16 protein-coding genes are annotated in these 23,759 nt (G+C 72.3%); 9 read left to right on the top strand and 7 right to left on the bottom strand.

The window, feature by feature from the left end:
* Positions 1 to 606 precede the first annotated feature (606 nt).
* Positions 607 to 2,250 (top strand): cache domain-containing protein, encoded by a 1,644-nt coding sequence (locus WMF14_RS29725; RefSeq protein ID WP_437791483.1) that lies wholly within the window; start codon positions 607 to 609, stop codon positions 2,248 to 2,250.
* Positions 2,251 to 2,418: 168 nt separating this feature from the next.
* Positions 2,419 to 3,426, top strand: coding sequence for a hypothetical protein (locus WMF14_RS29720; protein WP_437791481.1), 1,008 nt, complete (start codon positions 2,419 to 2,421; stop codon positions 3,424 to 3,426).
* A gap of 62 nt (positions 3,427 to 3,488) precedes the next feature.
* Here the strand turns inward: WMF14_RS29720 and WMF14_RS29715 are convergent, their stop codons facing one another.
* The 5 genes from WMF14_RS29715 to WMF14_RS29695 all read right to left on the bottom strand — a co-directional run bounded on the left by WMF14_RS29715 (position 3,489) and on the right by WMF14_RS29695 (position 9,128).
* Complete coding sequence (locus WMF14_RS29715) at positions 3,489 to 3,863, bottom strand: DUF4406 domain-containing protein (RefSeq protein WP_437323371.1); 375 nt, start codon at positions 3,861 to 3,863, stop codon at positions 3,489 to 3,491.
* 9 nt (positions 3,864 to 3,872) lie between these two features.
* The gene (locus WMF14_RS29710; RefSeq protein ID WP_437791478.1) at positions 3,873 to 4,907 is read right to left on the bottom strand and encodes an aspartate-semialdehyde dehydrogenase; all 1,035 of its coding nucleotides are present in this window, start codon (positions 4,905 to 4,907) and stop codon (positions 3,873 to 3,875) included.
* A 169-nt stretch (positions 4,908 to 5,076) separates the two neighbouring features.
* Positions 5,077 to 6,339, bottom strand: coding sequence for a glucose-1-phosphate adenylyltransferase (gene glgC / locus WMF14_RS29705; RefSeq protein WP_437791476.1), 1,263 nt, complete (start codon positions 6,337 to 6,339; stop codon positions 5,077 to 5,079).
* A 96-nt stretch (positions 6,340 to 6,435) separates the two neighbouring features.
* On the bottom strand, positions 6,436 to 8,097 hold the full coding sequence (locus tag WMF14_RS29700; RefSeq protein WP_437791473.1) for a serine hydrolase domain-containing protein: 1,662 nt from the start codon (positions 8,095 to 8,097) through the stop codon (positions 6,436 to 6,438).
* Positions 8,098 to 8,300: 203 nt separating this feature from the next.
* Positions 8,301 to 9,128 carry a TIGR02452 family protein gene (locus WMF14_RS29695; RefSeq protein WP_437791471.1) on the bottom strand — a complete coding sequence of 276 codons (828 nt, stop codon included), beginning with the start codon at positions 9,126 to 9,128 and terminating at the stop codon, positions 8,301 to 8,303.
* A gap of 610 nt (positions 9,129 to 9,738) precedes the next feature.
* Between WMF14_RS29695 and WMF14_RS29690 the strand changes: the two genes are divergently transcribed.
* A complete protein-coding gene (locus WMF14_RS29690) occupies positions 9,739 to 10,449 on the top strand; it encodes a matrixin family metalloprotease (RefSeq protein ID WP_437791469.1) in 711 nt (236 codons plus the stop codon).
* A 41-nt stretch (positions 10,450 to 10,490) separates the two neighbouring features.
* Here the strand turns inward: WMF14_RS29690 and WMF14_RS29685 are convergent, their stop codons facing one another.
* Positions 10,491 to 11,897, bottom strand: a complete 1,407-nt coding sequence (locus WMF14_RS29685; protein WP_437791467.1) for a serine/threonine protein kinase — start codon at positions 11,895 to 11,897, stop codon at positions 10,491 to 10,493.
* 217 nt (positions 11,898 to 12,114) lie between these two features.
* On the opposite strand from WMF14_RS29685, the gene WMF14_RS29680 reads away from it, so the two are divergent.
* Both WMF14_RS29680 and WMF14_RS29675 read left to right on the top strand, forming a co-directional pair.
* Positions 12,115 to 12,966 carry a hypothetical protein gene (locus WMF14_RS29680; RefSeq protein ID WP_437791465.1) on the top strand — a complete coding sequence of 284 codons (852 nt, stop codon included), beginning with the start codon at positions 12,115 to 12,117 and terminating at the stop codon, positions 12,964 to 12,966.
* Positions 12,967 to 13,151: 185 nt separating this feature from the next.
* Entirely contained in the window at positions 13,152 to 16,982 is a 3,831-nt protein-coding gene (locus tag WMF14_RS29675; protein ID WP_437791463.1) for a protein kinase domain-containing protein, read from the top strand.
* Between the two features lie 242 nt (positions 16,983 to 17,224).
* Here the strand turns inward: WMF14_RS29675 and WMF14_RS29670 are convergent, their stop codons facing one another.
* A complete protein-coding gene (locus tag WMF14_RS29670) occupies positions 17,225 to 19,324 on the bottom strand; it encodes a hypothetical protein (RefSeq protein WP_437791461.1) in 2,100 nt (699 codons plus the stop codon).
* 436 nt (positions 19,325 to 19,760) lie between these two features.
* Here WMF14_RS29670 and WMF14_RS29665 point away from each other — a divergent pair, with 436 nt between their 5' ends.
* From WMF14_RS29665 to floA, 4 genes are all read left to right on the top strand, one after another.
* Positions 19,761 to 20,468 carry an alpha/beta fold hydrolase gene (locus WMF14_RS29665; protein WP_437791458.1) on the top strand — a complete coding sequence of 236 codons (708 nt, stop codon included), beginning with the start codon at positions 19,761 to 19,763 and terminating at the stop codon, positions 20,466 to 20,468.
* Between the two features lie 116 nt (positions 20,469 to 20,584).
* Positions 20,585 to 22,099 carry an NfeD family protein gene (locus WMF14_RS29660; RefSeq protein WP_437791456.1) on the top strand — a complete coding sequence of 505 codons (1,515 nt, stop codon included), beginning with the start codon at positions 20,585 to 20,587 and terminating at the stop codon, positions 22,097 to 22,099.
* Entirely contained in the window at positions 22,096 to 22,569 is a 474-nt protein-coding gene (locus WMF14_RS29655) for an NfeD family protein (RefSeq protein WP_272094270.1), read from the top strand. Before WMF14_RS29660 ends, WMF14_RS29655 begins: the two co-directional genes overlap by 4 nt.
* A 50-nt stretch (positions 22,570 to 22,619) precedes the next feature.
* On the top strand, positions 22,620 to 23,612 hold the full coding sequence (gene floA, locus WMF14_RS29650; protein ID WP_272094269.1) for a flotillin-like protein FloA: 993 nt from the start codon (positions 22,620 to 22,622) through the stop codon (positions 23,610 to 23,612).
* Positions 23,613 to 23,759: the final 147 nt, after the last annotated feature.

Below are 23,759 nucleotides of genomic sequence, written 5' to 3'. Positions count from 1 at the left end.
TCCGGTGTGCCGCCGCGCGAAGCGTGGTCGGCATCAGCGGCCTGTTGCCTGGGAGACAGACAGAGCAAGAGAGAATACACAGGGAGACGGGGAGGAGAGAGAACTCGAAAACAAGGTGGATAGGTGAGGGGGCCATCGTTCGAGCCTGCTCGCCTGGGGGCGACCGCTTTCAGGTCGCTCGATGGTTCGAGCGATTTTATCTCTCGCCTCCCCGTGAATCTTCTCTTCTTCCCCTCCGCCCTACGCCGCGTTTCGTCTCGGTCGATGTCGCGAGCTCCACGCCCGGCGCCATGGCGGTGCTGGGAAGGATTCCTCTGTCCGGGGCGATCTCGCCACGTCGCCGCCGTCTCTGCTGCTTGCTGCGCGCAACTTCCCGCATTCCCGTGGTCTGCGACGATGTGGCGAGAGCTGCCCCACGTGAACTGGATGGACTGGCGTCCGAGGAACTCGTAGCCTCGTCCTGCGAGCTGGATCGTCGTCGCGTCCGGAGGTGAAGAGCTCTTCCACGCGACGGGCGCATGTGAACCATCGGTCGGGGGGGCCCGGGCGGCTGCGTATCGGTGCGATTGCCGGTTTCGGCGGAGCCCGTGGCACGGGAGGAGGCTCATGGAGGATCGCAGGACGGCCCGCGCGAGCGCGGACCAGAACGTACGTTTCAGGGTGCTCGCCCCGCTGGTGCTCGCCCTGGCGCTGCTGCTCTCGCTCTATCTGGTGACGACCTACAGAGCGTTCACCTCGCAGCGCGAAGCGAGCCTCCAGCAGGCGACCGAGACCACAACGGAGCTCCTGCGGCGGGCGACCGAGGACAACATCGCGACCCTGGGCTCCCTCATGAGCGCCATCGGGCGCGATCCCCTCCTCGAGGACGCGATGCGCCGCCAGGATCGCGAGGCGCTCCTCGCGCGGGGGGCGCCGCTCCTCCAGGAGCTCCAGGCGCGCGCGGGGATCACGCACCTCTACTTTCATGCTCCCGACCGCGTGAACTTCCTGCGGGTTCACCAGCCAACCCGTTTCGGCGACACGATCTCTCGTGTCACGCTCATGGAAGCGGAGCGGACGGGACAGCCGAGCGTCGGCAACGAGCAGGGGCCCCTCGGCACGTACACCCTCCGGTACGTCATGCCGTGGCGCTCCGGGGATCGCCTCCTCGGCTATATCGAGCTCGGAAAGGAGTTCCAGCTCGTCGCCTCCTCGCTGCGCGAGGCCCACGCGATGGATGTCGCCATCCTCGTCGACAAGAAGTACGTGGATCGAGCGCTCTGGGAGCCGACCGCCGCGGAGCAGCGTCTGCCTCCGTGGGACACGCTCCCCTCGATCGTCGCCGTCTTCAGCACGGCGCAGGCGCTGCCCGATGAGCTCTCGGCGAGGCTGGCGCGGCAGGGCCTCGACCTCGACGAGCCGACCGTGACCGTCCAGGCGGACGGACGCGTCCTGGAGTGCACGCTGCTCCCGATCGACGACGTCCGGTCGCTCGAGACAGCGAAGCTGCTCGTGATGCGCGACGTGACGGGCGTCGCCGCCGCCGCCCGCGCGCAGCTCGTGGCCGGCTGCGCCGCGTTCGCCGGCGTGAGCGGCGGGCTGCTCGCGATGTTTCACGTCCTCCTCGGCCGCATCCAGCGGGATCTCCGGGAGCGATCGAGGCTGCTGACCAGCGCGAAGGAGCGTCTGGAGCAGGAGATCGAGGTGCGGATCGTCGCGCAGCGCGAGCTCGAGGGGGCGCTCGGCGCGTCGGCGGCCGCGTCCCAGGCGAAGACCGAGTCGCTCGCCCAGCGCGAGGAGGCGCTCTGCGAGCTGCAGGCCACCAAGCGGGCCCTCGAGCAGCAACTCCAGACGATCGAGCGCCAGCGCGTCACCATCCGGGAGCTGTCGTTGCCCATCGTGGACGTGTGGGACGAGATCCTCGCGCTCTCGATCGTCGGGCCCGTGGACTCCGAGCGGGCGGCCGACATGATGGATGGCCTGCTCCGCCGGATCGTCGACGCGCAGGCCCGCTGGATCATCCTCGATGTGACGGGGCTGCCGGCCATCGACGACGAGGTCGCGGCGCGCCTCGCCCGGGTGGCCAAGGCCGTGCGGCTGCTCGGGTGCGACTGCATCGTGACGGGCATCAGCCCCCATATCGCGCGCGCGTTCGTCGCGCTCGGCGTCGAGCTCGGCGATATCCGGCCGTTGCGCAGCTTGAAGGACGGCATCAAGCACTGCATGTCCGCCCGCCAGGCGGCCGCGCTCCGATCGACCCTGGCGACCTGAGCGCCGCGCGGTCAGGGCGGATCGGGCAGCGCGCCCGCCGATCGGCGGCGGCGGCGCGCTGCCGTGTTCCGCGGCGGTCCAGGCTTGGATACGCTACCTCACGAGCTCGCCCGCCTCGCGTGTGGATCCGGGGCCGAGCGCGCCGTTCTTCGAAGCCCCGCACCCGCCATGTACCGAACCGCCGCTCCGCTGCCTCCCGAGCCGCCCCGCGAGTGGCAGCTCATCGTCGAGGCCTTCCTGTACGAGCACCTCTCCGTGCCCGAGGCATGGCTCGCGCGCGCCGGGGGCACCGTCGCGCTGCTCGTCGGCGCGCGGATGCTCGCGCCCGAGCACCACGGGGAGAACCGCGCCTGGCTGTTCGGCGATCTGCGGCGGATAGAGGGCCAGCGGCCGCCGCTCCTCGCCCCCACCTCGTTCGGGCTGGAGCGCGTGTGCGCGCCGGGCGAGGCGGAGGCGCTCCCGCGGCACGTCGCCGTGTGCCCCTGGCCCGACGCGGCGGGGATGACGCTGGAGGGCATCGCGCGCCACCTTCCGGGCTCGCGCTTCGAGATCGGCGCGGCGGCGGAGGTCGCGGCGCAGCTCGCGCGCGTGCGGCTCGCCGTGCCGCACGCGAGCTTCACGTACGCGCGCGTCATCGTGTTCGAGAGCGGCGAGGTGCGCGTCGCGCCGCCCCTGCCGGAGACGGAGCGCTCGGCCGCGCTGAGCGATTCGGGGTTCGAGTTCCTCGACGACCTGGGAATCAGGGTCTCCCCGCTCCACGACCCGAGCGACCTCGAGCCGGCCTTCGGCGTCGCGTCGGCGCTCTTCGAGCTCGTCGCGGGCTTCGGCGAGGCGGGCAGCGTGGCGAAGCGCCAGCTCCTCCACGCCGCGGCCACGGCGCAGCCCGCGCACCCGCTGCCGTCGGACTTCGGGGTGCGCAGCCGCGAGGTCGACGCCCTCGTCGCGCGGGGCACCTCGGGCGAGGCGTCGCTCCCCGAGCTCGCGCAGGCGCTCGGCGCGCTCAGCCAAGCGCTCGACGGCCCGGCCGCGCTCGGGCGCGCTGTGCGCGCGAGCGTCGCGGCGGCCACGCCCTCGCCGCCCCACCGGCAGATGGGGGACGGCAAGCGCGTCTACATGCTCTTCCCCGACGTGCAGGCGCTCCCTGTCGGCGCAGTCTGGCCGGGGCCCGAGCCATGATGGGACCGCGCCGCCGAGGCGTCTCGCGCGCCTCTCACGTGCCTCTCGTGCGGCAGCCGCGGCTAACCGCGGCCCGGGACCTCATCGAAGCTGAAGAAGACCAGCTTGCCCATGGAGCGGGACAGCTCGACCATCTCGTCGGCTCCCTTCGAGGGGCCGCCGATCCGCAGGCAAGCGTCGCAGCGCGCGACGAGCCGGCGGGCGACAGGATGGAAGATCTCGTTGAATACCTCGTCTCCGATCTGCCGCGACCCGGCGTGCTCGATGAGCGGCAGCGCGAACCATTCGCCGAGGACGGGGAGGTGGCCCGCCCGGAACAGGCGCACGGCCATGTCGTTCATCGCGCGAACGTTCGCCGCGATCAGGACCGGATCATCGCCCGTGCCGGAGCGATAGGGCCCGGCGACGAGGATCATGAGGGGCTGGGTGGGTTGCATCGTCTGCCGTCAGGGAGCCTGCAGGTCCCGATCGGCGCTCGGGAACCAGCGCGTCGCGGCGCGGACCGCGTTGGTGGCCGCGCCGAGCCGAAGGTTGTCCCCGACCACGGTGAGGCACACGCTCTTCCGGTCGCGGTCCCGGTGATCGGGGCGGATCCGCCCCACCAGCGCGAGGTCTCGGTCCTGCACGCAGTGGAGCGCGCTCAGGCCCTCGCCGGCGGCGCCGGGGAGGTGCTTCACGAAGGGCGACCGCGCCGGATCGCTCAGGATGCTCGCGACCCGCTCGAGATCCACCGGGCGATCGAACGTGACCCACGCGTTCTCGTAGTGGCCCACCGCGACGCCGACCCGACAGCACTGCGCGGAGATGTCGAGCTCCGGCGTGCTCAGGATCTTGCGGCTCTCGAAGATGAGCTTCCGCTCTTCCGAGGAGAAGCCGCTCTCGTCGGTGCCGCCGTTGTGCGGGACGGTGTTGCCGGCGTAGCCCGACGCCTTGAACGGCAGGCCCAGCCGATCGAGGGCCTGGAAGCCGTCGCGCGCGTCCGCGAGGAACGCGTCCAGGGCGGCGATGCCGGCGCCGCTGACCGCCTGGTACGTGCTCACCGTGACCTCGCTGAGCCCGAACTCCCGGCGCAGGGGCGAGAGCGCGAGCATCAGCGGGATCGTCGTGCAGTTCGGGTTGGCCACGAGCCGGACCGAGTCATCGACGATGCTCGAGTTCACCCCGGCGACGACGAGCGGCACCTTCGGGTCGGCGCGGTACGTGTTGCTCTTGTCGATCACGCGGTACCCGAGCTCCACGAGCCGCGGGACGTACCGCTTGCTGTGATCGTCATCCAGGGCCACGAACGCCAGGTCTCCGCGGGGGGCGTCCTGCGCCTCGAGGCGCGACGCGCCGAGCACCTCGTACGACTTGCCGTCGAGGGTGAGCTCCTGGTCCCGGCTCGCGAACAGGGCGAGCGTCGCGCCGGGCCAGGCCCGCGCGATGAGGGTGATGGTTTCGCGGCCAACAAGGCCCGTGGCGCCGAGGATGCAGATTCGCATAAGGGCGCTCTTTACCAGACCGGGGCCCAGCCGACGAGGGGCGAGTGGCCGGGCGCCGCAGCGGCGTTCTACCTACCTACCTACCCGCGCGGCGCGTCCCCTTCCGCTTTCCGCCTTCCGCCCGCGCGCCCAGCCGCCGTCCCCTCGGCGGCCGGGCCGCGGCCCGCGCTCAGATGACCGTGCCCGGCGGGACGACGGCGTTCTTCGGGACGACCACGATGCCCTCCCGGGCCGCGTAGTACGGTGCGTCGGTGTCCGGCCGATCGGGGATGTTGCGGATCACCACCCCGTCGCCGATGCGCGCGTTCTTGTCGATGATCGCGCCGTCGATCGTGCATCCCCGGCCGATGCCGATGGGCGGGAGGCCCCTCGTGCTCTCGGGGCCGTGGGCCTGGAACAGGGACTCGTAGTCCGCGCCCATCATGACCGTGTTCGACATGCTGACGTGGGGCCCGATGGAGGAGAGCTGCCCGACGACCGACCGGGAGATCTTCGACTCGACGATCCGGCTCCCCTCGGCGAGGAGCACCTGGTCGAGGACCGAGCCCGCGGTGACGTGGGCCGGGGGGAAGAACTGCGGGCGGGTGTAGATCGGCCGCTGCGGGTCGTAGAACGAGAACGGAGGATCGGAGTCCGTCAGCGCGAGGCTGGCCTCGTAGTAGCTGCGGATCGTGCCGATGTCCTCCCAGTACCCGTCGAACGTGTAGGTCATCATCCGATGGGTATCGAGCGCCCGGGGCAGGATGTGGCTGCCGAAGTCGGAGGCGTTGTCGCGCTCGAGCATCTCGTAGAGCGCCTTCGCGCTGAAGATGTAGACGCCCATCGAGGCGAGCCACGGGTTCGCCGGATCGGGCAGCTGCCGCACGTTGTCGAGCAGCTTCATGTCCTTCGGCTTCTCGACGAACTTGACCACCCGCCCGGTGTCGTCGGTGTCCACGATGCCGAGGCGCGACACCTCGGCCGTCGGGACGGGGCGAACGGCGAGCGTGACGTCGGCCCGGGTCTCGCGGTGGTGCTCGAGGAAGGGCTCGTAGTCCATGCGGTAGAGGTGATCGCCCGAGAGGATCATGACGTCCCGCGGGTTCGGCGATTTCACCTCGACGAGCTGCTTGCGGACGGCGTCGGCGGTGCCCTGGTACCAGTCGCTGTGGGTCGGCGTCTGCTCGGCCGCGAGGATCTGCACCGCGCCGGCCGAGAAGACGTCGAATCGATACGTCTGCGTGATGTGGTTGTGGAGCGAGACCGAGTTGAACTGCGTGAGGATGTGGATGCGGTTGAAGCCCGAGTTGAGGCAGTTGCTGATCGGGATGTCGACCAGCCGGTACTTGCCGCCGGTCGGGACGGCTGGCTTCGAGCGCAGCTTGGTGAGCGGGTAGAGGCGGCTTCCTACGCCTCCGCCGAGGATCAAAACCACCACGTCGTTGTGCTTCAAGCGGGTCTCCGCGAGGTGAGGGGGACGGTTCGACGCCCGGGACGATGGGCGCGGTTACACTAGCAGGTGTGGCGATTCAACCGGGCTGCAGATCGCTCAGCGGCAGCGCGCCGGGCGGTCGCTCGGGCCGGGGGCTCCCCGGGGGATCGCCCCCGTCTGCTCCTCCACGCTGAGGGACGTGATCCGCGCGTCCGGCGAGGTGTCCACACGCACGGCCAGCGAGAGCGCGCCGCGCTCGCAGCGCAGGCCGAAGCGCGCCGCCGTGGCGCTCTCCACCGCGGCGGAGCCGTCGAGCGCGCACGCTCCCACCCGCGCGCCCGCGTCGCGCAGCGCCTTTCGCAGGGACGCGAGGTGTGCCTCCGGGAACCAGCCGGGCCTGAGCCTGCGATCGAGCGCCTCCGTGCGCGCGCGGCCGATGACGGAGGCGACGGCCTGGGCGGCGCGGCGCACGGGCGGGGAGGGCGGGACGACGCGCGCTTCCATGGCGCCGGTCGCCGCGAGCCGGCCGAGCACCTCCGCGTTGAGCGACTCGAGATCGGCGCCGGCCACGTTGGCGAGCGCGACGACGCCGACGCCCCGCTGCGGGAGGAACGTCACCGACGCGGAGAATCCGTCGATCAGGCCGTCGTGGAACACCACGTGGCCGAGGTCGCAGTCCTCGCGCACGTGCCAGCCGAGCCCGGGGCCGTCGTCGTCGCCGGCGGCCGGGAACGCCGAGCCGTTGCGCGCCATCATGTGCGACTCGCGCACCGTGCTCCGCCGCAGGGCCCCTGTCTCGGGCGCGTCGCGCGCGGGCCAGGCGGAGAGCTGCAAGCCGACGAAGCGACCCATGTCGGCGAGGCTCGCGTAGAGCCCCGCGGTCGCCTCGGAGGCCCCGAGCCGCCAGGGCTGGATCGACGCCACGGCGCCGTCGTCGACGCCGCGCGCGTGGGGCGACGCGAGCGCGCCGGGCGGCACCTGCGACGGGTCCCAGGCGGCGTCGCGCATGCCGAGCGGCCCGAGCACCGCGTCGCTCATGTAGCGCCGGTACGGCACGCCGGAGGCGCGCGCGACGACCAGCCCGAGGAGCGAATAGCCGAGGTTCGAGTAGGACGTCCCGGTGCCCGGCGCGCTCTCGAGCCCGAAGCCGTCGAGCGTCGCCAGGATCTCCCGCTCGGTGACGTCGCGCGACGTCGACGCGGGGGGAAACACGCCGAGCCGCGGCAGGCCGGAGCTGTGCGTGAGCAGGTCGCGGACCGTGATCTGCCGCGCGTCGCGCGTCGGGTAGACGACGCCGGCGAGCGCTGGCAGGTAGCGCGCCGCCGGGGCGTCGATCGACAGCCGCCCTTCGTCGCGGAGCCGCAGTATCGCCGCCGCGGTCAGCGGCTTGGTGACGGAGCCGATGCGGAAGCGCGTGTGCTCGTCGACCGCTCCGCCCGCCGCGGCGTCCCGCACGCCGAGCACCGCCTGGATCGCGAGCTCCTCGTCGATGACGACGCCGAGCGCGAGCGCCGGCAGCCGCTCCCTCTCCGCGGCGCGCCGCGCGAGCGCCTGCACGTCGGCCGCCGCCGCGCGGAGCTTCCGCCCGCGCTCCGGATCGGGGAAGCGCGGCGTCGGCGTGGGCTCGCTGGCGAAGCGCTGGGCGAGCGGCGCCGCGGCCACCGGCGCGGCGGCCGGCGGCGCGGGCGCGGTCGATGCGCACCCGCAGAGGAGAAGGGGTGACGCGGAGAAGACGGCCGCGGCGAGGAGCGCGGCGAGCCTGTCGTCGATCGTCCTCAAGTCGGAGCCATGACTCTCGCTCTTCGATCGCGACCCGACAATCCGAAACGGACCCGGTGGAGGGGGGCAGTCCTCGATTTTCTCGGTGGAGGTAGGCGGGGAGCGCGACGTCTACGCAGCTCTGGTGTGGGGATCCCACGGTGTGATCCGCGCGGGGCCGTGGCGGCGCGCGCGGGATCGGCGGCGCTGGCGGCCGTACGCGCCTACGCCTGCGCGAACCGCTCCTGGAACGCCCGGTAGTTCGGCCGATCGTCGCCCCGGTCGTACACCGCGAACACCACGCGCGAGAACGCGCCGCGGAAGCGCGGGCTCCCCAGGCACCGGGCGAAGACGTCGGCGACCTCGCGCGGATCGTTGCGGAAGACGCCGCACCCCCACGCCCCGAGGACCAGGCACCGGTGCCCGTGCGCGCCCGCCGCGGCGAGCACCATGTCCGCGCGGCGCTCCAGGGCGGCGCGGATCTCCTGGTCCGCGGCGTCGTCGCGCTGGAACGCCTCGCCGGCGTTCGGCGCCGGCGCCGTGATGATCGACAGCGCGAACGGCCGGTCCAGGAGGGCGTGCTGCTCGTCGCGGAAGAACGGCACGTCCGGCGAGTAGATGATGTGGTCGGTATAGAGAAAGCTCCCGCACGCGCGGTTCTGGTCGTAATAGTCGCGCTGCTCGACCAGGGACGCGTACAGCGCCGAGCACCTGGCGAGGTCCTCCTCCTGGGCCTTGGCCCCGCGCAGGAACCCGCCCCCAGGGTTCTTGGCGGAAGCGAAGTTGAGGGCCATGACGCGGGCCTCGCCCTCCTGCTCGATGAGCCGCCGCCCCGCCGCCCCCGTGGTCTCGCCGGTGACCTGGATCGCCGTCGGGCGATCGAGGCGCTCCTTCGGCTCCCAGGCGTCGAGTGATCCGGGCCGGTAAAGCACGGTCCCCTTCACCGCGGCGAGCACGCGGTCGCGGATGCGAACCGTCGCGCCCGAGGGCGCGGTGTATTCGCCCCGACTCGCGATCTGCACGGTCTCTGCGGCGATGCTGGTCAGCTTCATGCGCTCAAGGATTGGCGAGCCGCGGCCGCTCGTCCAGCGAAACGCGCAGGCCGCCGCGCCGTACGCCACCCCGGCAGCGCGCGGCGCAAGATCACGACGCTCGACGCTGCTCGCGCGATCCGACCGGCGCGACGGCGGGACGAAGGACCCCTCGATCCGGGCCCGGCGGCGCGCGCTGCTTCGATCTCGATACGCAAGTCCTTGCACAGGTGCGCAAGCACCCGCTCCGCAGGTGTGGACTCCATCGCTCCGCGCTCGGCCTGTGGACCGCAAAGTCACGCCATCGCGCATGCGGCACGTCGCTTGCCAATATCGGACACTGAAACCGGACGCCATCCGCGTCAGTACCAGCCGTCGAGTCGGCCCGACCCGCCCTGAGAGTCCCGTGGCGCCGTCTGGCGGAGCTCGCTGCGGCGCTGCGCGCCCTCGCCTCACCCGAGAGGGAGAGGCATGAACGAGAGGAGCTTGTATGATGAGTCACCTGTTTGCGGAGTCTCGTGGTCTCACTCATGGCACCCTTGGTCTCCTTGTCTTATCGCTCGCGTCGGTCGGGTGCGCCGCTGGCGCGCCCGCAGGAGAGGAGATCTCCGAGCGGGTCGGCGATACGGAGGTGAGCTTCGACGAGTTCGAGGCGCGCACCTACCGTGAGCCGGAGAGCGGTATCTACATCGTCGATGGCGACACGCCCATCGAGGGCCTCGACGGGCTCGAGCGGTTCTATGAGCGCCACGTCCAGCGCGGAGCGCTCATCGTCGACCAGAGCCATGGAAGGGACGTGAGGTGGAGCGACAGGGAGAAGCGGAACCTCACCTACTGCGTGAGCGAGGCGTTCGGTGACGACCATGGCGCGGTGGTCGCCGCGGTGGAGAGCGCCGCGGCGGCGTGGGAGGAGGTGGCGGACGTCCGCTTCATTCACCGCGCGGACCAGGACGCCGCGTGCGATGCGCGCAACAAGAGGGTCGTCTTCGACGTGAACCCGGTCGAGGGGCAGCCGTACTACGCGCGCGCGTTCTTCCCCGACAGCTCGCGCCGCGCGCGCAATCTCCTCATCGACTCGGCCGCCCTCGGCCCGCTGGATCTCTGGACGCTCACGGGCGTCCTGCGGCACGAGCTCGGCCACGCGCTCGGCTTCCGGCACGAGCACACGCGGCCCGAGGCGGGCGCCTGCTTCGAGGACGACGGCTGGCGCGCCCTGACGCCGTACGACGCGGGCTCGGTGATGCACTATCCGTGGTGCAACGGCACGAACTGGGGCGACCTCGATCTGACGAAGCACGACGCGCGCGGCGCCGCGGCCCTGTACGGCCGGCCCTGCCGGTGAGCTCCGCCCCGCGGCGCGCTCTCTTTCGTTGCGGCTCGTGGCTACGCGCGGCGCGTGGGGGTCGGCTCGTCGTCCAGCAGGCCCGCGTTCGCGCTCGGCGTCGCGAACACCCCCTGCACGTCGTCGGCCGGAGCCCAGTGCCCCGCGCACATGAGCGCGCCCCCGGTGATCTCGGGCTGCATCGAGAGGCGCGCCTGCACGTCGTCCGCGTGCACGCACACGTTGACGTGCAGGCGCGGGTCCGCCTCCGGTCGCTGCGCCAGCGCGCGGTGCACGGCGGTCGCGAGCTCGATCGCAGCGCGCCGTTCCCGCAGCGCCTCTGCCGCGTTTGCCGGGAGGAGACGAACGCCGAGCACCTCGTTGCCCGTGATCGACGCCAGGATGAACCCGGCGCGCGAGAGCTGTGACTCGGCGATATCGAGCACCCGACCGATATCGAAGGTCAACGCGTCGTCGAGCTCGCCGGCGTCGCCGCGGGTCCGGACCTCCAGGTAGACCGCCACCGCAGGGTGCGTCGGGTCGGGCCCGCTCGGCATGCCCGACGCGGGCCCGCCGATGGCGTCCCTGAGCGCGCGCATCAGCTCCTCGACCGAGCCAAAGCGTCGCTCCCGCCGCTTCTCCATGCACCGCAGCACCACCGCGTCGAGCTCGATGGGCAGCGGGACCCGCAGGCTCGGGGGCAGCGGCTGCTCCTCCAGGTGCTTCCGCACCATCTCATCCATGTCGTGCGTGTGGAACGGCAACCGGCCCACCAGCATGCGATGAAGGAGGACGCCAAGCGCATAGACGTCCACCCGCGCATCGATGGGACCGCCGAGGATCTGCTCTGGGGCCATGATGGATGGCGTCCCGGGCATACGTCCGGCCGTGGTGAGCCATGTCGACCCCTCCTCGGGCGCCATCATCTTCGCGATTCCGAAATCGAGCAGCTTCACGGTACGTGGCGGGCCCGAGCAGATGAAGATGTTGCTCGCCTTCACATCCCTGTGAACGATGCCAGCTGTGTGCGCGGCTGCTAGCGCAGCGCACACAGGCTCCATCAACTCCAGCGTCTCGCGCTGCGTGAGCCGCGTCTCGGACCGGATCAACGCGTCGAGCGTCTGGCCCTCGAGGCGCTCCATGACATAGAACGGCTGATGGTTGTTCAGCTCACCAACTCCGTAGATTTCCACGATGTTGGGGTGGGATATCGACCGCAGCACATCGATCTCGCGTGCGAACCGATCGACTACCCGGCGAGAGTGGGCTACCGCCTCGCTCAGTACCTTGACCGCGGCGGGTCTGCCCGATCGGACGTGCCTCGCCCCGTAGACCACACCGCAGCCGCCACGCGCGATGAATCCTTCGAGGATGTACTCGCCCGCCAGGGTCCCCGGCGGGAACTCGCCGCGCGCGGCCGACCTCTCGAAATCCGAAAACGGCCTGGTCTCGTCCTCTTCGTCGCTCATCTGCCCCTCCGCGCCGTGCGTCGTGATGCGTCGCGGTGCGTTACAGTGCCGCTGCCAGCGCGCGCTCCGGATCGAACGCATCCTTTACTAAAGCGCTATGCAGAAGCATTTCGAAATGGTAACTTAAACTTTGCGGCTACTCGACCTTAAACGCCAAAACGCGGCGATGAAAAGGGGGACCATCATGGTTCTTTGCTGTTCACGAGGTGTTGCGGTCTTGGCATTACCTCTGCTTACCGCTGCCTGCATCGGCGCCGAGCTCGACGAGCAGGCGGAGGAGCTCGTCGGGGAGGCCGAGAGCGAGCTCGTTGCCGACAACGGCTTCCTTCCGAACGCGCTGAGCTTGAACGCGCTGAGCTTGAACGCGCTGAGCTTGAACGCGCTGAGCTTGAACGCGCTGAGCTTGAACGCGCTGAGCCTGAACTCGAAGTCGGCCATCCAGAACCCGGGAGAGACCGGCGCCCTGTCCAGGGAGCTCCTGCGCTACGTCGTGAGCTGTTCGCTCCGCACCGACCAGACGTTCTCGTTCTCATGGACCGACAGCAGCGGGGTCGTCCACCCGGAGGTGTACCGCGGCGACCTCGGCTACGCGCACTGGTGGGCGACCGCTGGCATCGGCAACGATACCTATGTCCAGCATCAGATCTCGGCCTGCCTCGCCGCGCGGGTAAACTGGTACGGTGTCTCGGTGAGGATCTCCCTGCGGAACAACGAGCTGGCGTCGACTGCGGCGGAGCGCGCGGAGTTTTCGGTGAGAGAGGGCGCGTTCTGGGGCAACCTGTTCTCCACGACACCGTACGTGGGGGCCTGCTACGATTCGGTGGGCTACGTTCGTGCGCGCCAGGTGAAACGCGACTGCGCGGCCGGCCACGTCGAGACCAACCCGACGACCGGGGAGGTCACTTGGCAACAGTGCGGCTCCATGGTGATCTGGGGCTCGTGCAATCAGCTGTGCAACGGGATCGACGCCAACGCCGGCTACTTCAGGGGGTGTGTCACGAATTATGTCGTCAGCCCTTATGTCCGCACGGATCAGGTGGTGACCACATTCTTGACGGCCGCCCCATAGGAGCGTGAATGCGCTCGGAAGCGCTGCGAGACGAGGCGCCGGAACGCGCGGCCCGGGAAGCGGGGCGCTGTCCGGGCTGTGGGCGGCGGAATCAGGGCGCGTGCCCCGAGTGCGCGCAGTCCGCTAGGCCCCCGTCCGGCCAGTCGTCGATTCCTCCGGAGATCACGGGGGTCGTCCCCGTTGCCTTGCCTCGTTTCCCTGGCTACTGGACCCGCAGGACGCTGGGGCAGGGGGGCTTCGGCCTCGTCTTCGAGGCCGAGCCGGAGGGCGGCGGCGCGCGCGTGGCCATCAAGCTCGCGCGCGCCGATCGCCGCGGCGCCGCCGAGCGCCTCCGGGGTGAGGTCGAGGCGCTCTCAGCCATCGGCGCCCCCCACGTGCCGGCCGTGCACGCGTGGGGGGCGCTGGACGACGGCTCGCCGTACGTGGTGATCGAGCACATCGCCGCGCCCACGCTCGCCTCCCGCCTCGCGGCGCGCCCCGCGCCGCAGCTCGAGGAGGCCGCCCGGCTGGGGCTCGCGACGCTCGCGACCCTCGAGGCCGTGCACGCGCGCGGCTACGTGCACTGCGACCTCAAGCCCGAGAACATCCTCGTCGATGAGGCGAAGGCGACGCTCATCGACCTCGGCATCGCCCGCGTCGTGGGGTGGCGCTACGACGGGCAGGACGAGGACCTCGCCGTGGGGACGGCCGAGTACATGGCGCCGGAGCAGTCGGCCGGGTGGCCCGATCTCGATGCGCGCGCCGACATCTACGCGATGGGCGTCATCCTGTACGAGCTCTTCGCGGGCCGGCCCCCGTTCTGGGGGCCGCGCGCGGCGGTGCTGGAGGACCATCGGAGCCGCAGACCGCCGCGCCTGTCGGTTTGCGCGGCGGTGCCGCAGGCGGTCGAGGAGGTGGTGCACCGCTGCCTGGCCAAGGAACGGAGCGAGCGTTTCGCGAGCGCGAGCGAGCTGCGCGTGGCGCTGGAGCGCGCGCTCCGGGACGAGGTCGCTGCGAGCGCGCGTGAGGGGTCGCGCTCCGCGGCTGGCATCGAGCGCCGCGTGACGGGGCTCCTGTTCTTCGAGAGCGCGGCCGATCGCATCGCGGTGCAGCGCAGGCTCCTGGCGCTCGGCGGCGAGCTCGCGCACGCCTCCGGCGCTCGCTACGTGGGGGTCTTCGGCCAGGAGGGGACGGCGAGCCCCGCACGCCGCGCGCAGCGGGCGGCCGACGAGCTCCTGCGACGAGGGCTGTGCGCGCGGGTCCTCATCGATCTCGCGCCTGTGTCGATCCAGGCGCGCCCGGATGGGACGCGGCGGTTCCTGAGCCCGCTCTTTTCGCGCGCCGAGCGGTGGCCGTCCGCCGCCGGGCCGCTGGGGCCTTTCCTCACGCCCGAGGCGTCGGCCGCGCTCCCGCAGCCGTCGCACGTCCCAGCGGGCGACGAACTCCCCCCGGGTATCGAGGATCAGTCGCGGGACGCGACGCGCCCCGGCGGGTTCGTCGGCCGTCGCGACATCCTCGAGCAGCTCCTGCAGAGCGCCGAGGAGGCGCTCTGCCTGAAGAAGCCCACGGTCGTCTCGGTGACGGGCGGGCCCGGCCTCGGGAAGAGTCGCCTGTTCGTCGAGCTCGGCAAGCAGCTCCGGGAGCGCCTGCCGCACGCCCGGATCATCGAGCTGCGCGGGCAGGAGCCCACGAGCGGCGCCTCGGACGCGACGCTCCACGAGCTCGTGCGCAAGGCGCTCTGCGTGCCCGAGCAGCCCCCGGAGAGCGGCGTCCGCGGGGCGCTCCCGGAGTCGCTCGGCGCCGTGCTCGGCGAGGAGCTCCGCTTGGGGCTGGCGATGGCGCTCGGATGGGTGGACGAGCAGACGGGCGTCGACATCTTCCCCGAGCTCGAGGCGCTCCGGGCCGCGCCCGGCGCGCTTCGCTCGGCGCGCGTGCGGGCGGCGGGCGAGTGCCTGCGCCAGTGCGCGACCGCGTCGCCCGTGATCGTCCTCCTCGACGACGCGCACTTCGCCCACGACGCCACGCTCGCTGCGCTCGAGTACGCGGCGCTCGCGGACGAGGCCACGCCGCTGTGGGTCTGCGCGATGGGGCGCCCGGCGTTCGCCGAGGCGCACCCCTCGTGGGGCGAGCGCGCCGCGCGACACGAGGCCCTGCGGCTCGAGCCGCTGGACGACGAGAGCGCGCGGGCGCTGTGCCGGCGGCTGCTCCTGCCCGCGCGGGACGTGCCGGAGCCGGCGATCGATCGCCTGCTCGAGCGCTCGCAGCGGGTGCCGCTCTTGCTCGTGGAGCTCGTGCACGGGCTCAAGCGCGAGGGGATCCTGCGCCGGCACCTGCGGGGCGACGCGTGGTACCTGGCGACCGACGAGCTCGAGCGCCTCCCCGTGCTGCCGTCGCTCGATCCGCTGGCGCAGGCGGAGATCGCGGCGCTCGGCCCGGCGCTCGGGGCGCACGCGCGGCTCGTCTCGCTGCTTGGCGCAGAGGTGTCGATCGACGAGATCGCGGGCGTGCTGCGCCAGCTGGATCTCCGCGGCGACGGCGCGTCCTTCCCGCTCGATGCGCGCGTCGGGACCGAGCGGTTGCTGAAGGTGGGCGTGCTGGTCGGCGATCGGAAGGACCGGCTGCGCTTCCGCCACGCGCTGGTGCGCGAGGCGGTCGCGCAGGACGTCGCCGAGGCCGAGCGGCGGCGGATCCACCTGGCGGCGTACGAGTACCACCGCGAGGCGGCTCACGAAGGCCGGGAGCAGCGGCGGCTCAGGATCGCGCACCACGCGGCCGAGGCGGGACTCGCGACGGTCGCGGAGGACGCCTACCTGGAGCTCGCCGAGCGGGCGCGGGCGCGGCACGCCTACGTGGAGGCGGAGCTCTACTACAGCCGGGCGCTCGCGCAGCCTGTCGAGGCGCCTGGGGTGCGGCGGAGGAAGGCGTACCGGGGCCGGGGGCTGATGCGCTACCGGCTGGGGCGCTATCACGATGCGCTCGGGGATCTCGATCGCGGGCGCGCGATGGCGGTCGAGGAAGGCGACGTGATCGAGCAGATCGAGATCCTGCTCGACGAGGCAACGGCGCTCGACTGGATGGACGACTACAGCCGATCCAAGCAGCGCGTGGAGGACGCGAGGGCGCTCGTCCGCGGCGATCTGCCGCCCGCGCTGGCAGCGCGGCTCGCGATGGCGGCGGCGCGCTCGCTCCACCGCGAGAGCCGCGATGAAGAGGCGGCGCATCAGTTCGAGCGCTCGGCGGCGCAGGCAGAAGGGCTAGGCGACGAGGGCTACGAGACGCTCGTCGTGTCGTTGCTCCTCCTGGGCTTCATCTACCCGGGGCTGGGGAAGCTGGACGAGGCAGGCACGGTGCTGAATCGTGCGGTCCGCATGTGCGAGGAGCGCGGCGATCTCCTGCATCTCGGACCAGCGATCAACGCCCGGGCGCTCCTGCGGGCCTGTCTCGGGGACAGCGCGGGGATGATCCTGGATTTTTGTCGACTGCTCACCATCTCGCGCGAGCTGGGTCTCGGGCTCATGGAGCTCGTAAGCGAGTTCAACCTGGGAGAATACCTTTACCTGATGGGCAATCTAGACGCCGCCGTGCCGCACGTGGAGCGGGCCGTGTCGCTGGAGCGCCAGCGGTGGGGGGAGGGGATACGGCCGGTGGTCCAGCTCCTTCAGGCGAGGCTGCTCCTTTATCAGGGCGAAGAGGGCAGGGCGCGGGAGATCATCGAGCTCATCCGGGCTCAGCAGGCGAAGGCCGCCGCGGCGGGGCACGAGCCCACGGCGATGACCCCCGCGGAAGAGGTGCTGTGGTCGATGATCGACCTGGCGACGCGGGAGGCGAGCGACGAGGAATGGGACGAGCTCGAGCAGCGGTCCGCTCGCCACTTTGTGGGGCAGGAGCAGATCGAGGTCATCGAGGCGCGGGCGCGAGCGCGCTCGCGGCGCGGCCTTTACGAGGACGCGAAGGCGGCGCTGGCGAGGGCGATCGAGGCGGCTGGGAGGATTCCCAACGTGATGCGAGAGCGGCTCGAGCGGCAGCGAAGCCGCTAGCGGGCCACGCGACGTGTACTGATGATCTGAGCGCCAGCGTCTGCGGAATAGAAGCAGCGCTACGTGCCTTTGGCCAGACTGGCGACCGTCGCAACGCTTGCTGCACCAGCGAGGAGCTCGGCTTTGCCGATGCGGAGCTCGGCGACATCGAGCGGGCGGAGTCGATGTTGTGCGCAGCCTGGTAGGAAGGTGACCGGTCGCGACTGGGGGCCTTGAAGCTCAGTCCCCGCGCAGCCCCGTCCTCACCGCGGGACAGCCGCCGCGGCGCGGCGCGGCGGGTCCTCGCGGTGGGAGACGCCCGTGACGGCGCCCTTTGCGCCCGGATGCGCAGCGGGATCGCCCGTCGCGTCGAACAGGGCGAGCGCCCTCGTATAATCGAGCGCCGCCCCCGCGGTGTCGCCCCGCTCGCAGCGCAGATCGGCGCGCGCGTGGAGCACCGCGGCCTGGCCCGCGCTGTCCCCGAGCTCCTCGAAGAGCCGCAGCGCATCCTCGTAGTCGCGCTGCGCGCCCGGCAGCGCACCCCTCTGGCGGCGCAGGTCGCCGCGCGCCTTGAGCACGGCGGCCTCGCCGCGGCGATCTCCGCTGTCCCGGTACAGGAGGATCGCATTGCCATAGTCGCGCGCCGCGAGCGCCGTCTGCCGCTCTCGCAGGCGCAGGTCGCCGCGCGCCTGCCACGTGCGCGCATGGGTCTGCTCGCACCCGAGCGCCCGGAGGAGATCAGGCTGCGCGAGCACCTCGCGCGCGGCGCGGGCGTGGGAGCTCGGGCCGCGACGCTCATCGCGGCTGCTCGGCGGGGGCGAGCGGAGCTGGCTGAGGACGCGCTCCTCCACGCCCTCGAGGATGTAGAGCGCGCGGTCGTAGTCGCGCGCGGCGCCCGCGAGGTCCCCCTCCCTGAAGCACAGATCGCCCTGCGCCTTCAGCACGTTGGCCTCGCCCAGGCGATCGCGGCAAGCCCTGAGGAGCGTGAGCGCGCACCCGTAGTCGCTCGCCGCCCCCGCCAGCTCGTCCTGGTCGAGCCGGAGGTTGCCGCGCGCGAGCAACCCCATCGCCTCTCCGGCCCTGTCCGACGCCGCCTTGAACAGCGACAGCGCCCGCTCGTGATCGCGCGCGGCGGCCGCGAGGTCCCCCTGCCGCCGGCGCACGTCGCCGCGGAGCAGGAGCGCCGTCGCCTGGCCGCGCCCGTGCGTGGCCGCCTCGAACGCGGCGAGCGCTTCGCTGTAGTCCGCCACGGCGGCCTCGAGCGCGCCCTCGCCGAGGCGCCGGTTGCCGCGCGCGAGCAGCTCCTTTGCGCTGCGGAAGACCTCGTCGTCGGCCGGCGGCGAGCTCCGCGCCGCCGCGCGCTGCACGTTCGCGCGCACCGCCTTGCGGAGGACGTCGCGGTGACCCGGGCGGCCGCGCTCGCGAGCGGCCGGCGTCGCGCGGAGCGTCCCGAAGGTGCCGCGCCGCTTGCTCGCGAGCTCGGAGCGTCGCGCGCTCTCGAGCGCCGCGAGCGCGCGCTCGCGCAGCTCGGGGAGCGCGTCGCCCGAGAGCCGCGCCGCCTCGTCGAGCAAGCGCTGCTGGAGCTCGGCCGGCAGCCCGAGGTCCACCACCGTGCAGGCATCGACGAGCGCTCGTGCCAGCACCTCGGCGCCGCGCTCGCCGTCCCGGAACGGCGCGAGGTCGAGGGCCGCGAAGAGCTCGCAGGCGACGCGCCGGCGTGACGCCGCCTCCGGCCGCCCCTCGACCGCGGCCGTCCAGAAGAGCAGCGCCTGCATCGCGTCCGCCGAGCTCCGGTGGAGCGCATCCCAGCGCCTCGCGTCGGCCGCCGCGTCCTCGCGGGCCGCGGCGCGCACGGGGGGCGTCATCGTGAAGGTCTGCGAGCCCTGCTCGAGCGACACCACCCGCCCATGCACGAGCAGCTGGAGCGGCCGCGCAGCGGAGGGCGCCGGCTTCCCCGCCGCGGCGGCGACCACCTCCAGCGGGACGCCCGTCGGAGGCAGCACGGCGAGCGCATGCACCACCCGGCGCGCCTCCTCGCCGAGCGACTCCAGCGCGTCGCCGAGCACCGCACCCACGATCTCCCCCTCGGGTCCCCCCGGATCCAGCTGCGCTGCGTTCTTCCGCAAATACACCTCGGCCGACATCCCTGTCCGCCGCAGCGTGGCTGCGGCGATCTCGATCGCGGCCGGCAGATACCCGAGCGCAGCGACGAGCGCGTAGGCCCACTGGACCTCCGCAGCGGGCGGCGCGTCCGTCCCCCATGCACCCTGGGAGAGGACGGACATCGCAGCGGATACGGAGAGCGCCGAGACGCTGAGCTCGGGCGGCTTCCGATCTCCGGACGTGGAGCGGAACCTCAACATATCGCCTCTGTCATTCCAGAAGAGCTGGTTATCCGAGCAGGCGCCGTCCGGCTCTCGGCCCGCGGCGACATGCCTGCTGGCCCCCAATCAGCCTGGAGATTGCTATGTCGAAGCCTGTGTCGACGAGCTTAGCGCGGCGCGCGACAGGCTCAACGGCCTTCCAGGTTTTCACGCGATCCCCGCGGCGAATTCGCGGCGAACCAGCCCGCGCTGGCACGCGTCCGGCAACGGCTCGCCGATCATGGGAAAGCGCGTTCGACGAAGCGGAACGACGGGATCCTGCGCCGGACGCTCGCTCCTCGTCGCCGGCTCGTATGTCCCGCGGTCGGGTCGAGGAGAGAAGATCCTGCCCATCTCCGCGCGCCCTGCGGCGAGGCGGGCTGCTCGGGCGGAAGGCGGTGGGCGTGAGATCTGGGTCGGAGACGAGATCCTTTATGTGACCGAGACGGGCACCGGCAAGCCCGCGGTGCTTCTGCCCAGCATGCTGATCGACGGCGCGACTTACCGGCCCGCGGTCGAGGCGATGGCGCGCCACGCGCGGGTGCTCGTCGTGGAGCTGCCCGGCTCGGGCCGCGCCTCGCCGCTCCGCGCGCCGTGGACCCTGGAGCGGTATGCGCGCTGCGTCGCCGAGGCCTTGCGGGCTTTGCGCCTCGAGCGCGTCACGCTGATCGGCCACTCGCTGTCTGGCGCCGTGGCGCTGATCGTCGCGGCGCTGTACCCCGAGCGGCTCTCCGGGGTCGTGCTCGTCGATTCCATCGGATTCAACCCGCCGGGCTCGGTCCTCTCGCTCGTCCTCGCGCGCGCGGCCGAGGCGGCGCTGGCGCCTCGCTTCATCGCGCGGGGGACGCCTGCTCTCCTCCACAACCTGCTCTTCCACACGCGGAGCGCGCTGAGCCTCCTGCGGATCGCCGCGACCGCGGATCTGAGCGGTCCTGCGGCGCGCGTGCGCGTGAGGACGCTGCTCGCCTGGGGCGCGCGCGATCTCACGGTGCCGATCGGCTCGGCCCTCGCCATCCAACGCTTGATCCCCGACTCGACCCTTGTCGTCTCCTCGAAGGGAAACCACGACTGGATCGTGGAGCGACCAGCCGAGTTCGCGGACGCGGTGGCGAGGTTCATGGCTGGCAGCGGCGGAGCCGCCTGAGCAGGGGGTATCGTGGAGCGCCGCCATGCGCTACCCTCGCCATGCCGTTCTTCGGCGTGAACCTCAGGGAGCATGGCGCGCGGCGCGAGCCGAGCCGCCATAGCAGGGAGCGGGGCTTGACTGGTTTGTGGCGCCTGCTGGAACAGGCCGCGAGGTGGGCGCGGCTCGCGACCCCGCTCCTCGCGCTCCTCGCGACGATGGCGCTGTGCCTTCCCGCCCGAGGCGAGACTGCGACGCCCGCGGGGGGCCCGGGCGGCGCGGCCGCGGCGGGGACCCCCGCGCCGCCCGGCCCGCGACCGCTGCCGCCGATCCCGGGCGCGGGGAAGGTCACCGTGGTCGCGATCTCCGGGACGATCGATCTCGGCCTCTCGCCCTTCCTGGAGCGCGTCGTCGCCGCCCAGGGGGAGGGCGACCTCCTCGTGCTCGACATCAGCACGCTCGGCGGCCGCATCGACGCCGCGCTCGCCATCCGGGACGCGCTGCTCCGGGCGCGCGCCCGCACGGTGTGCTGGGTCAACCCGCGCGCCATCTCGGCCGGAGCGCTCATCTCGCTCGCCTGCGATGTCATCGCGGTCGCCCCCGGCGCCACCCTCGGCGCGGCGACGCCCGTGCAGATCGGTGAGGGAGGCGAGATGAAGCCTGTCGCCGAGAAGGTCGTGTCCTACATGCGGAAGGAAATGCGCGCGACCGCGGAGGCGAAGGGGCGGCGCGGCGACATCGCCGAGGCCATGGTCGACGCCGACGTGGAGGTCCCCGGCCTCGATGAGAAGGGGAAGCTGCTCACGCTGGACGGCGCGCAGGCGCTCGCGTGGGGCGTCGCCGAGGTGCAGGCTGGCAGCGAGGCAGACCTCTTCGGCGCCCTGGGCCGCGCCCAGCCCGCGGAGATCACCCGCCCGCGCCCCAGCTTCGCCGAGCAGCTCGCGCGCTTCCTCTCGGATCCCACGCTCTCCGGGGTCCTCATGACCCTCGGGATGCTCGGCATCCTCCTCGAGCTCTACGCGCCGGGCCACGGCGTCTCGCTCGCCGTCGGTCTCTCGTGCCTCGCGCTGTTCTTCTTCGGGCACCACGTCGTGAAGCTCGCCGGCTGGGAGGAGCTCGCGCTCTTCGCCGTCGGCGCGATCCTCATCGCGGTGGAGATCTTGGTCCCGGGGCACGTCGTCCCTGGGGTCGCGGGCGCCGCGTGCGTGGCGAGCGCCCTCCTCCTTTCGCTCCTCGATCTCGAGCGCGTGCCGGTCGACGTCGCCTGGCACGCCGGCTGGCTGCCGCGCGCCCTCGCCTCGGTGTGCGGCTCGCTCGCGGCGACGGCGGCGCTCGCCGTGGCCGCCGCGCGCATCGCGCCGAGGACGCGCTTCGGGCGGCGGCTCGTCCTGGACGCGGCGATCCGCGGCGTCGCCGTCGGAGGGCCTCCCGAGGTCTCCGCGGCGCCCGCGTCGCTCGTGGACCGGCTCGGCACGGCCGCGACCGATCTGCGCCCCTCGGGCAAGGTCGCGCTCGACGGCCGCCGCGTGGAGGCGCTCTCGGAGCTCGGCTACGTCGAGGCCGGCGCCCGCGTGCGCGTGATCCGCGCGGAGGGGGGCCGGGTCGTCGTGAGGGCGATCGCGCGCGGCGCGGACGAGGAGCGCGGAGCGTGACGCCGGCGCTGCTCGTCGTCGCGCTGCTCGTGGCGGGGCTCGTGCTGCTCGCCATCGAGGTGCTGGTCATCCCCGGCGTCGGCCTCGTCGGGGTCCTCGGCGGCGCCGCCGTGCTCGGCGCGGTCGCGCTCGCATGGGCGTCCCTCGGGATCGGCTACGGCCTGCTCGCCCTGGGCGCCGGCGTCTGCGTGGCGGGGCTCCTGTTCTGGGCTGTCCCGAGGACGCCTGTGGGCCGCAAGATGGTGCTGCTCGAGACCCAGCGGAGCGGGCGTGGCCCGGACGCGCGGCTCGCCGCGCTTGCCGGCAAGGAGGGCAGGGCGCTCACGCCGCTCCGCCCGGCCGGCACGGTCGAGATCGAGGATCGCGCGGTCGATGTCGTGACCGACGGCCTCTACGTGGAGGCGGGCACGCCTGTGCGGGTCGCGAGCGTGGAGGGGAACCGGGTCGTCGTCGAGCCGCGCAAGCCCTAGAGAGCGCGCGAGAGGCGGCCCTTCACGGACAGGGACGGGTGGAGAGGGATATGGAGATCATCTCGGTCATCGTGATCGGCGGGCTCGTGCTCGTCGCCATCGTCGCGACGCTGTACATGGTGCCGCTCCGGCTGTGGATCGCCGCGCAGGCGTCGGGCGCCGGGGTCTCGATGCTCACGCTCATCGCGATGCGCCTGCGCCGGGTGCCGCCCGATCAGATCGTCAACGCGCGGATCAGCGCCGTGAAGGCGGGTCTCGAGGAGGTGTCCGTCGACATGCTCGAGGCCCACTACCTGGCCCGCGGCCGGGTGGAGGCGGTCGTCAACGCGCTCATCTCGGCGGGCAAGGCGGGGATGGAGCTCGATTTCTCGCGCGCGGCCGCCATCGATCTCGCCGGCCGCAACGTGCTCGAGGCGGTGGCGATGTCGGTGAACCCGCGCGTCATCGAGACCCCGAAGGTCTCGGCCGTGGCCAAGGACGGTATCCAGCTGCTCGCGATCGCGCGCGTGACCGTGCGCGCCAACATCGATCGCCTCGTCGGCGGCGCGGGCGAGCAGACGGTGCTGGCCCGCGTCGGCGAGGGCGTCGTCTCGACCATCGGCTCGGCCGACGACTACAAGCACGTCCTCGAGAACCCCGATACCATCTCGAAGAACGTGCTCAAGAAGGGCCTCGACGCGGGCACGGCGTTCGAGATCCTCTCCATCGACATCGCCGACGTCGACGTCGGCTCCAACATCGGCGCGAAGCTCCAGACGGAGCAGGCCGAGGCGGACAAGCAGGTGGCGCAGGCCAGGGCGGAGTCGCGCCGCGCGCTGGCGGTCGCGCAGGAGCAGGAGATGAAGGCCAGGACGCAGGAGATGCGGGCGAAGCTCGTCGAGGCGGAGTCGATGATCCCGCTCGCCGTCGCGGAGGCGCTCCGCACGGGCAAGCTCGGCGTCATGGACTACTACAACATGCGCAACGTCATCGCCGACACCGAGATGCGCCAGGGCATCGCCGGCACCACGGGGGGCAAGCCCGATCCCGTCGGGGAGTCGTGAGGTGCCGCCGCGCGACCCGCCGAGCCCGCTCCTGGCGTGGCTCGGCCGCCGCGACGCGCTCGTGCGGCGCTTCGTCCTCGCCGAGGTGCTGGGCCCGCCCCGGGCGTTGTCGCCGCGCTCTCCGCGGCCGGAGAGCCGCGCGGCCCG

Source organism: Sorangium sp. So ce693, assembly GCF_051521375.1.
In the GTDB taxonomy this organism is placed as follows: Bacteria; Myxococcota_A; Polyangia; order Polyangiales; family Polyangiaceae; genus Sorangium; species Sorangium atrum.
Note: the sequence above shows the minus strand (reverse complement) of the source record. Positions and strands in the feature narration are given on the sequence as shown.

What these genes read in the sequence shown, in the direction of transcription:
- WMF14_RS29725 (WP_437791483.1), top strand. Translation starts at nt 607, where the DNA reads ATGGAGGATCGCAGGACGGCCCGCGCGAGCGCGGACCAGAACGTACGT.
- WMF14_RS29720 (WP_437791481.1), top strand. Translation starts at nt 2,419, where the DNA reads ATGTACCGAACCGCCGCTCCGCTGCCTCCCGAGCCGCCCCGCGAGTGG.
- WMF14_RS29715 (WP_437323371.1), bottom strand. Translation starts at nt 3,863, where the DNA reads ATGCAACCCACCCAGCCCCTCATGATCCTCGTCGCCGGGCCCTATCGC.
- WMF14_RS29710 (WP_437791478.1), bottom strand. Translation starts at nt 4,907, where the DNA reads ATGCGAATCTGCATCCTCGGCGCCACGGGCCTTGTTGGCCGCGAAACC.
- WMF14_RS29695 (WP_437791471.1), bottom strand. Translation starts at nt 9,128, where the DNA reads ATGAAGCTGACCAGCATCGCCGCAGAGACCGTGCAGATCGCGAGTCGG.
- WMF14_RS29685 (WP_437791467.1), bottom strand. Translation starts at nt 11,897, where the DNA reads ATGAGCGACGAAGAGGACGAGACCAGGCCGTTTTCGGATTTCGAGAGG.
- WMF14_RS29670 (WP_437791461.1), bottom strand. Translation starts at nt 19,324, where the DNA reads ATGTTGAGGTTCCGCTCCACGTCCGGAGATCGGAAGCCGCCCGAGCTC.
- floA (WP_272094269.1), top strand. Translation starts at nt 22,620, where the DNA reads ATGGAGATCATCTCGGTCATCGTGATCGGCGGGCTCGTGCTCGTCGCC.